This window comes from Plastoroseomonas hellenica (assembly GCF_018129085.1).
Classification (GTDB): domain Bacteria; phylum Pseudomonadota; class Alphaproteobacteria; order Acetobacterales; family Acetobacteraceae; genus Plastoroseomonas; species Plastoroseomonas hellenica.
Genome location: NZ_JAAGBB010000024.1, coordinates 70,855 through 84,068 on the forward strand (window position 1 = coordinate 70,855; position 13,214 = coordinate 84,068).

General features: G+C 70.5%; 15 protein-coding genes. 5 read left to right on the forward strand and 10 right to left on the reverse strand.

Annotation, left to right across the window (positions count from 1 at the left end; translation table 11 throughout):
- The first annotated feature begins 42 nt into the window (after nucleotides 1-42).
- Nucleotides 43-555 (forward strand): YqhA family protein, encoded by a 513-nt coding sequence (locus GXW71_RS19675; RefSeq protein ID WP_211854292.1) that lies wholly within the window; start codon nucleotides 43-45, stop codon nucleotides 553-555.
- 27 nt (nucleotides 556-582) lie between these two features.
- Here the strand turns inward: GXW71_RS19675 and GXW71_RS19680 are convergent, their stop codons facing one another.
- On the reverse strand, nucleotides 583-1,149 hold the full coding sequence (locus tag GXW71_RS19680) for a DUF4865 family protein (RefSeq protein ID WP_211854294.1): 567 nt from the start codon (nucleotides 1,147-1,149) through the stop codon (nucleotides 583-585).
- Entirely contained in the window at nucleotides 1,146-1,538 is a 393-nt protein-coding gene (locus GXW71_RS19685; RefSeq protein WP_211854295.1) for a tautomerase family protein, read from the reverse strand. The genes GXW71_RS19680 and GXW71_RS19685 overlap by 4 nt, the downstream gene beginning before the upstream one ends.
- 122 nt (nucleotides 1,539-1,660) lie before the next feature.
- Between GXW71_RS19685 and GXW71_RS19690 the strand changes: the two genes are divergently transcribed.
- Nucleotides 1,661-2,590: a LysR substrate-binding domain-containing protein gene (locus GXW71_RS19690; protein WP_211854297.1), complete on the forward strand. Its 930-nt coding sequence runs from the start codon at nucleotides 1,661-1,663 to the stop codon at nucleotides 2,588-2,590.
- A 22-nt stretch (nucleotides 2,591-2,612) separates the two neighbouring features.
- Here the strand turns inward: GXW71_RS19690 and GXW71_RS19695 are convergent, their stop codons facing one another.
- Together GXW71_RS19695 and GXW71_RS19700 are read right to left on the reverse strand one after the other, a co-directional pair.
- The gene (locus GXW71_RS19695) at nucleotides 2,613-3,041 is read right to left on the reverse strand and encodes an NfeD family protein (RefSeq protein ID WP_211854299.1); all 429 of its coding nucleotides are present in this window, start codon (nucleotides 3,039-3,041) and stop codon (nucleotides 2,613-2,615) included.
- Entirely contained in the window at nucleotides 3,026-4,087 is a 1,062-nt protein-coding gene (locus GXW71_RS19700) for an SPFH domain-containing protein (RefSeq protein WP_211854300.1), read from the reverse strand. The genes GXW71_RS19695 and GXW71_RS19700 overlap by 16 nt, the downstream gene beginning before the upstream one ends.
- 289 nt (nucleotides 4,088-4,376) lie before the next feature.
- On the opposite strand from GXW71_RS19700, the gene GXW71_RS19705 reads away from it, so the two are divergent.
- The 3 genes from GXW71_RS19705 to GXW71_RS19715 are packed head-to-tail and all read left to right on the forward strand — an operon-like array spanning nucleotide 4,377 to nucleotide 6,669.
- On the forward strand, nucleotides 4,377-5,162 hold the full coding sequence (locus GXW71_RS19705; RefSeq protein ID WP_211854301.1) for an SDR family oxidoreductase: 786 nt from the start codon (nucleotides 4,377-4,379) through the stop codon (nucleotides 5,160-5,162).
- Nucleotides 5,159-5,662, forward strand: coding sequence for a MaoC/PaaZ C-terminal domain-containing protein (locus GXW71_RS19710; protein WP_211854302.1), 504 nt, complete (start codon nucleotides 5,159-5,161; stop codon nucleotides 5,660-5,662). Before GXW71_RS19705 ends, GXW71_RS19710 begins: the two co-directional genes overlap by 4 nt.
- A 56-nt stretch (nucleotides 5,663-5,718) precedes the next feature.
- Nucleotides 5,719-6,669, forward strand: coding sequence for an alpha/beta hydrolase family protein (locus GXW71_RS19715; RefSeq protein ID WP_211854303.1), 951 nt, complete (start codon nucleotides 5,719-5,721; stop codon nucleotides 6,667-6,669).
- Between the two features lie 6 nt (nucleotides 6,670-6,675).
- Here the strand turns inward: GXW71_RS19715 and GXW71_RS19720 are convergent, their stop codons facing one another.
- The 6 genes from GXW71_RS19720 to GXW71_RS19745 form a co-directional block, all read right to left on the reverse strand.
- Nucleotides 6,676-7,935: a hypothetical protein gene (locus tag GXW71_RS19720; protein WP_211854304.1), complete on the reverse strand. Its 1,260-nt coding sequence runs from the start codon at nucleotides 7,933-7,935 to the stop codon at nucleotides 6,676-6,678.
- An 82-nt stretch (nucleotides 7,936-8,017) separates the two neighbouring features.
- A complete protein-coding gene (locus GXW71_RS19725) occupies nucleotides 8,018-9,274 on the reverse strand; it encodes a carbohydrate porin (protein ID WP_211854305.1) in 1,257 nt (418 codons plus the stop codon).
- A gap of 353 nt (nucleotides 9,275-9,627) precedes the next feature.
- Nucleotides 9,628-10,476 (reverse strand): metal ABC transporter permease, encoded by an 849-nt coding sequence (locus tag GXW71_RS19730; RefSeq protein ID WP_211854307.1) that lies wholly within the window; start codon nucleotides 10,474-10,476, stop codon nucleotides 9,628-9,630.
- The gene (locus tag GXW71_RS19735) at nucleotides 10,476-11,345 is read right to left on the reverse strand and encodes a metal ABC transporter permease (protein WP_211854309.1); all 870 of its coding nucleotides are present in this window, start codon (nucleotides 11,343-11,345) and stop codon (nucleotides 10,476-10,478) included. The genes GXW71_RS19730 and GXW71_RS19735 overlap by 1 nt, the downstream gene beginning before the upstream one ends.
- The gene (locus tag GXW71_RS19740) at nucleotides 11,342-12,202 is read right to left on the reverse strand and encodes a metal ABC transporter ATP-binding protein (RefSeq protein WP_211854310.1); all 861 of its coding nucleotides are present in this window, start codon (nucleotides 12,200-12,202) and stop codon (nucleotides 11,342-11,344) included. Before GXW71_RS19740 ends, GXW71_RS19735 begins: the two co-directional genes overlap by 4 nt.
- Nucleotides 12,203-12,234: 32 nt before the next feature.
- Complete coding sequence (locus tag GXW71_RS19745; protein ID WP_211854312.1) at nucleotides 12,235-13,176, reverse strand: metal ABC transporter substrate-binding protein; 942 nt, start codon at nucleotides 13,174-13,176, stop codon at nucleotides 12,235-12,237.
- Nucleotides 13,177-13,214: the final 38 nt, after the last annotated feature.

Below are 13,214 nucleotides of genomic sequence, written 5' to 3' on the forward strand. Positions count from 1 at the left end.
CCTGCGGCACGCCATCATGCGCCGGCCAGCCGGGACCATGACATGCAAGACATGCTCGACAAGACCATCGTCGCGACCCGCTACGTGCTCGCGGTATTCTTCCTCGGCCTCGGCGTCGGGCTCGCGCTTTATGCGCTCCGCTTCCTCTGGAAGCTCGGCCAGCTCGCCGGCGCGATCCTGGAGCCGGATGAGAGCGTGTTCCTGATCGCGCTGCTGCATCTGGTGGATTCGGCGCTGATCGGCTCCCTGATCGTCATGCTGGTCGTCTCGTCCTGGGACAGTCTGGTGTCGCGGCTCGATGCCGAGACGGCGCCCAATCGCGTGAGCTGGCTCGCCAAGCTCGATCCCGGCAATCTCAAGATCAAGCTGGCGACGGCGATCGTCGCCATCTCCTCCATCCACCTGCTGCAGATCTTCATGCGGGTCGGCAGCTACAACGACCGCGACATCGCCTGGAGCATGGCACTGCATGGGCTGTTCATCGCCGCCGCCCTGGCGCTGGCGATCATGGACCGGCTGCACGGCAGCGAGGATTCGACGGGCGAGAAGAAGTAAGGCGCCCGCCCCTGCGGCGAAGCGGCGTCAGGCTGCCGACAGCGACAGGTGCCCGACCTGATAGGCCTGAACGCCATCGGGGAGGTCGCGCGGCGCCTCGCGCCAGAGCCGGAAGCGCAGCCGCGTCCAGCCAGCCGGCTCGAAGCCTGCGACCGACGCCAGGGCACCGCGGCGTTCGACATCCGCGACGGCGTCCTCGCTCTCGCGGCGGCGCAGCGCCTCGAGGTCGGCGGATGGCGGCACCGCCTGGATCTCCCGCGTCGCGACGGCGGCATGCGTTATCCCGGACGCCAGCTCGGCCCGCCAGGGGATCCAGGTCTTCACCTCCGGCCGGCCGAAGGATTGCGTCAGTGCGGCGAAGCCCGGGCCGCAGAGGAAGTCGTTCAGGCCATCGGTGCGACGCCAGACGTAGAAGGGCGCGTAGAGATTGTCCCGGCTCCCCAGGGCACCGGCATCTCGACGCGCCGTGAGATAGGCCTTGAAGGCAAGGCCCGGAAAATCGTCGAGCAACGGCCCCTTCTCCGCGATGCGGCGATCGATGATCCCCATGTCGTAATCGGCCGGAAGGGTGATGCTGTACTGCATCGCGATCATGGCTCGGCCTCGTTCATCCAGGGCTCGCCCTTGGCGAAGGACCATTCGTCGCGCTGGGTCGTGGTGATGATCACCATGACATCCTCAGGCCGGAGGCCGGGCGCCTCGGCCAGCCGCTCGACCAAGCGCTCGTAGAAGCGCCGCTTGACCTCGACCGTGCGCGGCTTGCCGGCGGTGATGGCGAAAAGCACGAAGTCATCCGAGCGCGGCCCGCCGAGATAATGCCGGTCGAACACGAGCTCGCCCGGCTCGTGCTGATGGATGGCCTGAAAGCGATCATCGGGCGGCACTTCGAAGCTCTCGACCAGCGCCTGGTGGAGGCTGTCGGACAGGGCCCTGAGATAGTCCGGCGACTTGCCGCGCAGCAGGGAAATACGGGTGAAGGGCATCTGGGGTTCCTCGCTTCTGCGCCCGCGGCGGGGCGCTTGACGCCCCCATATCTGGCGCTGCAGCGTTGTCCTGAAAATCAGAAAATAATGGATGTATCATCCCACAAATCAGGATAGTTCCGATGCGACGGGTGAACTTCGACCTGGATGTGCTGCGCAGCTTCGTGACGGGCATGGAGCTCGGCAGCTTCGCCAAGGCGGCCGACCGGCTGGGCCGCTCCACCTCCGCCGTGAGCGCCCAGTTGAAGAAGCTCGAAGAGCAGGCCGGCATCCCGATCTTCCGCAAGGCGGGGCGAGGGCTCGCCTTGACCGAGGGTGGCGAGACCATGCTGGCTTATGCGCGGCGCCTGCTCGACCTCAATGACGAGGCCGCCGCGGCCGTCCAGGGCGTCGCATTGGAAGGCTGGGTGCGGCTCGGCTTGCAGGAGGATTTCGGCGAAACCCTGCTGCCGCAGATGCTCGGCCGCTTCGCGCGCGCGCATCCGAAGCTGCGCATCGAAGGCCGGGTCGTGCGCAATGTCGAGCTGATCGACCGGGTGACCTCCGGCCGGCTCGACCTCGCGCTCGCCTGGAGCGACGGCACCGCGACCCCCTACAGCGAGACGATCGCCGAGGTGCCGATGCGCTGGATCGGACCCGCGGAGGGCAGGAGGGCCTGGGAGCCGTCGGGGCGAGAGCCGCTGCCGCTCGCGGCCCTGGAAGCGCCCTGCCTGCTGCGCAAGGCGGCCACCGATGCCCTCGACCGGGCCGGCATTCCGTGGCGGCTCGCCTTCGTCAGCCCGAGCCTCGGCGGGCTATGGGCCGCGACCGCGGCGGGGCTGGGCGTGACTGTGCGCACGCCGATCGGCCTGCCGGCCAGCGTCCACGCTCTAGTAGCCCGGGAGAATGGCTTGCCGGAACTGCCCTCGCTCGGCCTGGTCCTGCACCGTGCGGACAGGGAGCTTGGCCCGGCGGCAGCCAGGCTTGCCGCGATCATGCTGCAGACCGTCCGGGATGCCATACCCGGCGCCTGGCACGCCGGCCGCTCCGCGGAAGCGCGGACGACCGCCTGATCGCCCGCATCCGCTCCGGAGCTCAGCCGGCCGGCCGCACGATCAGCGTCATGCCGTCCACCGCCTCCACCCGCACCGCGGCGCCCGGTGCCGGCGCGGCAGCGTCATGCGGCAGCCGGGCCGGCCAGTCGCTGTCGCCGACCCGGACGCGCAACCCTTCCGGCGTGGCGGTCAGCACCGTCCCGGCGCGGCCGACCAGACCCGAGACCGGCGTGTTCATCGTGGCATGCCCGCGCCGGCGCGGGCGCAGCCGGAGGCCGGCGGCGATACCGGCCGCCAGCAGCACGATGAAAACCAGTACCGTCACCCCGAACGAGGGCACCGCGACCAGCATGAGAAGGCCGGTGCCGATCGCGGCCAGCCCGATCCAGAGCAGGAAGATGCCCGGCAGGACCAGCTCGCCGCCGAGCAGCACCAGCCCGACGAGAATCCAGATCAGGCCCGGATCCATGGCGACCCCGGTGCGGAAGGCGGCAGGGCGGTGGCCCCGCCGGAAAGCGGCGGATTGCCGGCCGGCGGCGCGCCCGGCCGCGGCGGCGGGCTGCGCGGCGGGGCGGGCGGCGCGCCGTCTTCACCCATGCCGCCGCCACGGAGCAGCTCCAGCGCGGCGGTGATGCCGCCGGCGAGCGCGGTGCTCTCCATCGGCACCAGCACCAGCTTCTGCGCGGGATTGCCGGCCAGCACCTCGAAGGCCTTCACGTATTTATCGGCGATGAAGTATTGCAGCGCCTGCACGCCGCTGCCCGCCGCGACCTCGGCGACCATGCGCGTCGCATTGGCTTCGGCCTCGGCCGAGCGTTCCCGCGCCTCGGCGTCGCGGAAGGCGGCTTCCTTGCGGCCCTCGGCGGACAGCACCAGCGCCGCCTTCTCACCCTCGGCGCGCTTCACCTCCGCCTCCCGGTCGCCTTCGGCCTTGGCGACGGTGGCGCGGCGCTCGCGCTCGGCGGTCATCTGCAGGTTCATGGCGCGGATCAGGTTCTCCGGCGGCTCGATCTTCTTGATCTCGACGCGGCTCACCTTGGCGCCCCAGGGCTCGGTCGCGCCGTCCAGGATGATCAGCAGCGCGGAATTGATCCGGTCGCGGCCGGAGAGTGTGTCGTCGAGGTTCATCTCGCCGATCACCGCGCGGATATTGGTCATCGAGAGCTGCTGCAGCGCCTGGGTCAGATCCTGCACGGCGTAGGACGCCTTCGCCGCGTCCATCACCCGGTAGTAGACGATGCCGTCCACGGTGACCGAGGCGTTGTCGCGGGTGATGACATTCTGCTCGGGGATGTCGAGCACCTGCTCCTGCACGTTGATGCGGTGACCGACCGTATCGATGTAGGGGATGATGAAGTTCAGCCCCGGCTGCAGCGCATGGGTGAAGGCGCCGAAGCGCTCCACCGTCCAGACCTCGCCCTGCGGCACGGTACGGATACCCTTGGCCGCCGTGATGATCGCCAGCAGCAACAAGGCGATGAGCACGATCGTGCCGAATCCGATCCCGATATCCATGGTCCCTCTCGATGCGTTCCCGTCACGGCACGCTACCCCGTCCGGCACCGCCGGGTCCACCACGCCGGCTTTCGCCCGTCTGTTGTCCGGCAAAACTTGACGATGTCCGACGCATGGCCATGCGGCCGCAGGCCGCCCATAGTTCCAGCGGGGTGAGCGAAGCGATACCCCGGGGCCGCGAATGCGGCCCCGCGCACGACCAACAGTTGCCGCCAGCGCGCCCCGACAGCGCGGAAGCCAAGCGGCCGGAGGCGGCGCCGGCGCTTGAGGTCAAGGAAGAGGAGCAAATATGATCCAACCCTGCACCACGCCGCTCACCGTCGATCTCACCGGGCTCCGCGTCGCGATCAGCGCCGGCGCCGGCGGCATCGGCCGCGTCATGGCCGACAGCTTCGCCGCGTGCGGCGCCAGCGTCTTCGTCTGCGACGTGGACCGGGAAGCGCTGGATGCCTGCCCGCATCCGAAGATGGAAGCGGACATGGCCGATGCCGCGGCCTGCGAGGGCTTCGTCGAGTCTGCCCTTGCGTCGCTCGGCGGGCTCGACGTGCTGGTCAACAACGCCGGCATCGCGGGCCCGACCGCCCGCGTCGAGGATGTGCGCACCGAAGACCTCGAGCGCACCATGAGCATCGACATCGAGAGCTTCTTCCATTGCGCCCGCCGCGCGGTGCCGGCACTGCGCGCGGCGGGCGGCGGCGCCGTCGTCAATCTTTCGTCAGCCGCCGGCCGCTTCGGTTTCCCGCTGCGCTCCCCATATGCCGCCGCGAAATGGGGCGTCATCGGCTTCACCAAATCGCTGGCGATCGAGCTCGGTCCCGATGGCATCCGGGTGAACGCGATCCTGCCCGGCCTCGTTGCCGGCGACCGCATCCGCCGCGTCATCGAAGCCAAGGCCCAGGCCGAGGGCATTCCCTTCCGCGACAAGGAAGCGCAGCTTCTGGCCGCCAATTCCCTCCGCACCTATGTGACCCAGCAGGACATCGCGAACATGGCGCTCTACCTCTGCTCGCCCTTCGGCCGCAGCATCAGCGGCCAAGCCCTCAGCATCGACGGCGACATCCAGTTCCTCGCGTGAGCGCGTCCGATGATCGGAGCGCCGGAAGGCGTGGAGATCTGAATCGGCCGCGCCAGACGCAGCCGGTCGCTTCGCTGGATGACCTGGTCATCGGCCAGGTCTTCGATTTCGGCACGCTCCGCCTCTCCGAGGCGGAGATCCGTGACTTCGCCGGCCGCTTCGATCCGCAATATTTCCACCTGGACCCTGAGGCCGCGAAGGACAGCATTTTCGGCGAGCTGGTGGCGAGCGGGCTGCACACCCTCTCGGCCGCCTTCGGCCGGATCATGGGCAGCGGCGTCTTCAACGCGATCTCGCTCGGCGGCAACCAGATCGACACGCGCTGGCCGGCGCCGCTCCGCCCGGATGAGGAGATCGCGATCCGCACCGAGGTGGTGGAGCTCCGCCCTTCCCGCTCCGGCCGGCAACTCGGCGTCGCCAGGCTGCGCCACACCGCGACCCGCACCGCCGACGGCGTGCTGGTGCTGGAAGCGATCGGCACGCATTTCCTGAAGCGGTAACCAGCGGTGACGCGGGCATGGTGCTACAAGCCCCCGCGCACACCAGGATCCGATCCATGCGCGCCGTGCTCGTCACGCTCCTGCTTGCCCTTGGCCTTGCCACGCCGGCGGCAGCCGGCCCGCCGCCTTTCCGGGCCGGCATGGTTCGCATCACGCTCACCGAGCCAGCATTGGCGATCTTTGTCTGGTACCCGAGCGACGTGGCCGAGCAGCCCTGGCAGGCAGGTCCCTGGCCGATCGCGGCGAGCGCGGGGGCCCCGATCGCGCCAGGACAGCGCTTCCCGGTGATCCTGTTCTCCCATGGCGGCGGCCCCGGCGGCGGCAACCCGCTGCTGCACCGCGACCTCGGCGCGCAGCTGGCGCGGAACGGCTTCATCGTGGTCATGCCGGCGCATGGCAACGAGCCGCCCCGCCTTGTCGTGCGGCCGCAGCAGTTGCGCCGGGCGCTGGCGGCGACCCTTGCCGATCCCAGTTTCTCGGCGGCGGCCGATCCGGCGCGTCTCGGCGCGATCGGCTTCTCCCTCGGCGGCGCCACCGCCCTCATCGTGGCCGGCGCCACCCCGGATTATGCGCGCTACACCGCCTATTGCCGGGAGCATCCGGAGGATATCGGCCCCTGCGAGGGCGGCGGCGGCACCAACGCCCCCGCCCCTTCGGCAGACGTGGCGCCGGCATTGCCGCTCCGCGCCCTCGTCCTGCTCGACCCGCTCGCTGCCCTGTTCGGGCCGCCGGGCCTCGTCGGCCTAACCATGCCGGTGCTGCTGTACCGACCGGCCCGTAGCGGCGTCATACGGCCGGAAGGCAATGCCATGGCACTGGCCGATGCCCTGCCACGGACGCCGGAGCAGGTGGTGGTGCCGGGCAATCACTGGGTCTTCGTCGACCCCTGCCCGCCGGTGCTGCAGGCCGAGGCCGTGGTGTGCCGCGACGCTGCGGGCGTCGATCGCGCCGCCATTCATCGCGCGATGGAGGCGCGGATCACGGCCTTCCTGCGCGACAATCTCTGAAGACCCTCAGCCGCTGCCGAAGTTGAGCACCAACTCCCGCGCCTGGCCGTCGGCCAGCGCGATCGAGGTGATGACGTCCTGCTCCGTCGTCCCGCTGCCGCGCTGCCCTACCAGCACCAGCGTCGACTCGCCCGGCAGGACCGAGATCAGCCGCGGGAAGCCGAACATGGTCGTCCACAACGCCCGGCCATCGGCGCCGAGGCGGGTCAGACTCGGCGGCGCATTGGTCGGCTGCTGAAGCAGCAGCAAGCCCGGGGCACCAGCCGGCCGCAGCGGCTCCGCCGTCCCGGCGGTGAGAAAGCCGGCGAATTGCAGGGTCGCGGGCGTGGTCGCGACCTCCGTCGGGCGATCGAGCAGCAGGCGATCCCCCGGAGCCGGATCGCCACGGCCGCTGCTCTGGAAGCTGCCGCTCTCGGCCGCCATCGGCGCCACACCGCGCCGGATCCCAGCGCGCCAGAGGCGCTGCGGCGCGCCGCGGGTATCGGGCTGCAGCGATGCGGGAAGGAAGCGCCGCTCCGCACCCTGCGGCTGGCCGTCATTCGGGCGGCCGGCGGCGAGCGGCAGCCCGAACCAGGCATCGTCCAGCAGCGCTTCCGCCACCCGGAAGGCGGCCGGGCCGCCGGCGCCGAAGAGCGCGGGCCGTGCCGGCGGCGGGAAGGCCGCGTCCATGACGCCCTGGTCGCGCTCCGGCGCCGGGGTCGCGGCGAAGCTGCGCGGATCCATGCGGTAGCGCGCGCCAAGGAAGGCGAAGACCAGCGCCTCCTCCATTCGGTAGGTGTCGCGGGCCTGATTGAAGGCGCCGCCGAGTTGCGGCGTCACTGCCGCGAAGCCCTCGCCGCCCAGGAAGACCTGCCCGTCGACCGCCGAGACCGCGCCGAGCGCATCGCCATAGAGCCAGATCGTCGCCGCCTGTTCGCCGATCAGCCCAGCCGTGCGGAAGCCGCCAGTGCGACCGGAGATCACCGGTGCGGCGAAGATCGGCGCCAGGGTCGCGGCGTCATAGGCGCGGATCTCCAGCCGCTCCCCGCGCCAGCCGGTGCCGGGCGGGACGTTCGGGTTGTTCTCCGTCTCGGTGCGGCGCACCAGCATGAAGACCCGGTCCTGGCCCGCGATCGTGGCGCGCACCAGCGGCGGGATGAGCCGCGGAAAACCGAGCGTGACCGGCAGGCCCTGCTCGGCTTCGTCCTCCGGCCAGAAGACGCAGGTGGCGAGGCCGCCAAGCATGAGCACCGAAACGCCGCCGATCAGCATGGTGCGGCGACGCATCGCGGCCCCTCCCTCGCCCGATGCGGCCCCGGTGGCCGCGCGCCAATCCTGCCGCCGATCGGCACGGTAGCGCAACCGTCGATCAGAACGTCGCGGTCACCCGAAGGCCGAGCAGCAAGGCGTCCTTCAGCGGCCGCGTCGCGCTGACCCGTTCGTCCGGCTCGCGCGCGGCGGGATGGCCGATCCACTGCACCACCGGCCGCAGCGACAGATGCCCCGGCACGACGGCCAAGTCGTAATTCACCTCCAGCACCGTCTCGCGGTCGCGCCGCGTGCGTTCTTCCCCGAAGGACTGGCGATCGCGGTCGAGGCCGCGGGCGGCGCTGCCGATCCGCGCCAGGGAGACGCCGAAGGACAGGGTGTCATCGGCGCGGCCGAAGGCGCCGCGCCAGGCGAGCCCGGCATCCATCTGCAGCCCGATCAGGTTGCGGTCGGGCGGCGCCGCGAAGAGGCGCGCGAAAACTCCGAGGCTGCCCGCCTCGCCACGCCAGAGCGTCGCCTCCCCGACCGCATAGCCCCCGTAATTCTGGCCATAGCGCCGCGGCACGCCGCTGCCGGCGGGATCGGAGAGCGAGAAGCCGTCCGCGCCCCGGCGCTGCGCATCGACATCAGCGGTGTGATACCAGGCGCCGAGCTTCGCGACCCAGGGGCGCGGCCCGCTGCCGGGCGCCGCGCCGCCGGTCACCGCCTCCGCCATCATCAGGGCGCCGCCGGAAAGCGAGAAATTCGTGCCGTAGCGGTTGTGGCGCTGCGGGTCGGTCCCCTCGCCGGGGCGCCCGGCGGGATCGCCGGCAAAGAGGCCAAGGCGCAGGCCGCTGCCGGCCTCCGGATCGCCCAGCGCCAACCGCAGGCCGGGCACCGCCAGGGGATAGGCTGGGCCGCCGCCAGGCAAGGCGTTCGCCAGCATGGCGGGCCAGCCGAAGGCAGTGCTGATCAGCTTGCCCGCTGCCTCGGCGCCGGTGAATTCGCTGTCCGCGGCGAGCTGACCGAAGCGGATCGAGCCCCAGCCGCCGAGATCCCGCTGCAGCCAGATCTCGTTCAGGCGAAAGGTGGAGAGGGCCTCGATATTACTCGGCGGAGCCAGGCCGCCGGTCAGGGTCAGGCCCGGCTGGCGGCCATAAATGCCGAAGGCGGAGATATGGAACCGCCAGCCCTCGAGCCCGGCCAGCGCATCGAGATCGGCATCCAGGCCAAGCCGGATCTGGCCGCTCGCCGCCACGCCGCGCCGGACACCGCCCCTGATATTGCCGAGCAGATCCAGCGCTGCCTCCGCCGAGACGCAGAGGCCATCGGCCAGCGGCCGGCCCTCCTCGCATCCCTCCTCGGCCTGGGCCGGCAAGGCCGCCGGAAGGCTGAGCGCCGCAACCAGGAGAGCGGCCTGCCCGTGTGATGCTCGGCGTCGCCGGCATGCCGGCCTGTAGCGTCGTTGCACGCGAAGGGATCCTTCCTGGGCAAGAGAGAGCGTTCAGGCTCAATAACGTTGCGATTGCTACATTTCGGCGCGCAGCAGGCCGCTGCGGTGCCGCCTTAGAGACCTTTTGGGAATGGCGGCGGCGGAGGTCTGGCGAGGGATTTTTCGTCCCTGGTGTGGCGGCTGACGCAGCCGATGCTGGTGGCATCGGCGAGGAAGACGGCACGCCAGGGGCGGAAAAGACCCGCCAGACCGACCCGCAGCCATTCCCAAAAGGTCTCTTAGGCCCTCGACGGCGGCGCGCGCCGTCGTGCGGCGAGCAGCCCATGTACCGGCGCGAAGACCAGCACGACCGCGAAGATCAGCGACAGCGTCACCACGATGCAGCCGGCCGGCGATGCGTTCAGGTGGTAGCTCGCGACGATGCCAACGAGATTCGCGGCGAGCGCCGCGGCCACCGCGATCGCCGACATCCGCCCGAAGCGGTCGGCCAGCAGGTAGCCGATGCAGCCCGGCGTGATCAGCAGCGCCACCACCAGGATGACGCCGACCGCCTGCACGCCCGCCACCACCGCCGCCGAAAGCAGCGCCAGGAACAAATAGCGCAGCGCCGCGATGTTCATCCCGATGCTGCGCGCCTGCGCGGCGTCGAAGCAGAAGAGCAGCAGGTCGCGTCCCTTTACCGCCAGCACCGCGACCGTGACGCCGGCGGCGATCAGGGTCTGCCAGAGATCCTCCGGCTCGATCCCGAGGATGTTGCCGAACAGGATATGGGTGATGTGCGCCTCCGTCGTCACGAAGGCGAGCAGCACCAGGCCGGCCGCGAACATGCCGGTGAAGACGACGCCGAGCGCGGCATCCTCCTTCACCCGGCTGTGCGACTGGATGAAGCCGGCGCCGAGCGCGCAGGCCATGCCGGCGATGAAGGCGCCGATGCCGATCGCGACACCCGCCGCCGAGGCCAGCACCACCCCCGGCAGCACCGCGTGCGAGATGGCGTCGCCGAGCAGCGACCAGCCCTTCAGTACGATGAAGCAGGAAAGCAGCGCGCAGGCGATGGCGACCACGCTGCCGACGCCGATCGCTTCCAGCATGAAGCCATGCGAGAAGGGCGCGAGGAGGCCGCCCATCACGCCGCCCCCTGCAGGGTCGCCTGTGCGGCGCGGCGCGCCCGGCGTCCCGCCAGCAGCCCGTGCCGCGGCGCCAGGATCAGCACCGCGACGAAGATCAGTGCCTGCAGGCTGACGATGACGCCGCCCGTCGAGCCATCCAGAAAATAGGAGAGATAGGCGCCCGCGAAGGCGGTGCCCGCGCCCATGGCGGAGGCGCCGGCCAGCATGCGCCGGAAGCGGTCGGTGAGCAGATAGGCGGTGGCGCCGGGTGCCACCAGCATGGCGATCACCAGCACGGCGCCGACCGTCACCATCGCCGCCACCGCGACCGCCGCGACGCAACCCAGCAGCAGCGCCTGCAGCAGCGCGGTGTTGAGGCCGATCGCCCGCGCATGCGCCGCGTCGAAGGCCCAGAGCATCAGGTCATGCCCGCGCAGCGCCATCACCGCCAGCACGCCGCCGGCGATGATCAGCATCTGCAGGATGTCGCCCTGCGCGATGCCAAGGACATTGCCGAAGACGATGGTCTGCAGCCGGATATTGCTCGGGAACAGCGACAGCAGCACGAGACCCAGGCCGAAGAAGGCGGTGAAGACCACGCCGATCACCGCATCCTCCCGGATGCGGCTGTTGCGGCGGATGAAGACCATCAGCCAGGCGGCGGCCAGGCCGGAGGCGAAGGCGCCGAGCGCGAAGGGCAGCCCGAGCATCCAGGCCACGGCCACGCCCGGCACCACCGCATGCGACAGCGCGTCGCCGAGCAGCGACCAGCCTTTCAGTGCGACGAAGCAGGAGAGCAGCCCGCAGACGCCGCCGACCAGCGCGCTGACCCACATGGCATTGCGCATGTACTCGTAGTCGAAGGGGATCAGCAGCGACTCGGTCATGGCCGCTCCGCCGGCGCGAGCCGGCCGATCACATGGCCCTCTGCCGAGACCACCAGGGTGCCGCCGCCTTGGGCCGGAACGAGCAGCGCCGTCTCGCCGCCGAGCGCCTGCCCGCCCACCGATTCACCGAAGGCGCGCGCCAGGTTGGCCGCGGTGAAGGTGACCGCCGTCGGTCCCGCGGCGACAACCGTGCCCTTCACCAGCACCACCTGATCGCAGAAGCCTGGAACGCTCGTGAGATCATGGGTGGAGACCAGGATGATCCGCCCTTCCTCCCGCAATTCCCGGAGCAGCGCGGTGATCTGCTCCTGCGTCGTGACGTCGACGCCGCCGAAGGGCTCGTCGAGCAGCAGCAGCCTGCCGTCCTGCGCGAGCGCGCGGGCCAGGAAGACGCGCTTCTTCTGCCCGCCCGAGAGCTGGCCGATCTGGCGGTCGGCGAAATCGAGCATGCCGACGCGCGCCAGCGCCGCCTCCACCGCCACGCGGTCGGCGGCGCGCGGGATGCGCAGCATGTTCATGTAGCCGTAGCGGCCCATCATCACCACGTCGCGCACGCTGACCGGGAAGGCCCAGTCGACCTCCTCGGATTGCGGCACATAGGCGACCCAGTTGCGCCGCTGCGCCTCCCGCACACTGCCGCCGGCGATGCGGACGCGGCCGGCAGCCGGCGTCACCATGCCCATGATCGCCTTGAACAGCGTCGACTTGCCGGCGCCGTTGACGCCGAGCAAGCCGCAGATCGTCGGCCCGTCGAGCTGGAGCGAGGCGTCGCGCAGGGCCACCTGGCCATTGGGGTAGGCGACGGTGACGCCCTCCACCACCAACTCGAAGCGAGGGGCGGTTTCTGGTGTCGGCATCGCCTGCCAGCCTGCGCAATCATCCATCGGCATCAGCGCGTCCTGCCGGATGCCGGCAGCGCCTGGTCGAAGGCCCGGACGATGGCATTGGCGTTGTATTCCAGGAGCTGGACATAGGTCGGCGCCTCGCCATCCGGCGCGGTCAGGCTGTCCACATAGAGGACGCCGGCGAAGCGGGCGCCGGTCTCGCGCGCCACCTGGCGCATCGCGCGGTCGCTGACGGTGCTCTCGCAGAACAGCACCGGGATCCGGCTGCGGCGCACGGTGTCGACGACCCGGCGCACCTGGCGCGGCGTGCCCTCGTCATCCGCATTCACCGGCCAGAGCGAGAGCTCCTGCATGCCGTAATTCTGCGTGAGGTAGGAGAAGGCACCCTCGCAGCTCACCAGCCAGCGGCGATCGGCGGGGATGCGCTCCAGCCGGGCGCGGATCGGCGCGTCGAGCGCGCGCAGCCGCTCGGCATAGGCCGCAGCGTTGCGGTTGTAGACCTCGGCATTGTCAGGATCGAGTGCCACCAGCGCGCGGCGGATATTCTCGACATAGATCACGGCATTGGCGGGCGACATCCAGGCATGCGGGTTCGGCCGCCCGGCATAAGGCCCTTCGGTGATGTTGATCGGCGTGACGCCTTCGGTCAGCACCGCCGAAGGCACGTCCCGCACGCGCTGGAAGAAGCGCTCGAACCAGCGCTCCAGCCCCATGCCGTTCCACAGCACGAGGTCGGCCGCCTGGGCCCGCACCACATCGAGCGGCGTCGGCTCGTAGTCATGGATCTCGGCACCCGGGCGGGTGATCGATTCGACGATTGCCGCCTCGCCGGCGACGGTCTGCGCCATGTCCTGGATGATCGTGAAGGTCGTCACGATGCGCTTGGGCCGGGCGGGCTGCGCCTGGCCGGTGCCGGAGAGGCCGCAGGCCATCAGCCCCGCCAGGGCAACGAGGCCGAACAGACGACGCGAACGGGAGAAGGGCATGCCGCTTCGCTCCTTGCCGGGACAGAGCCAGACGGATG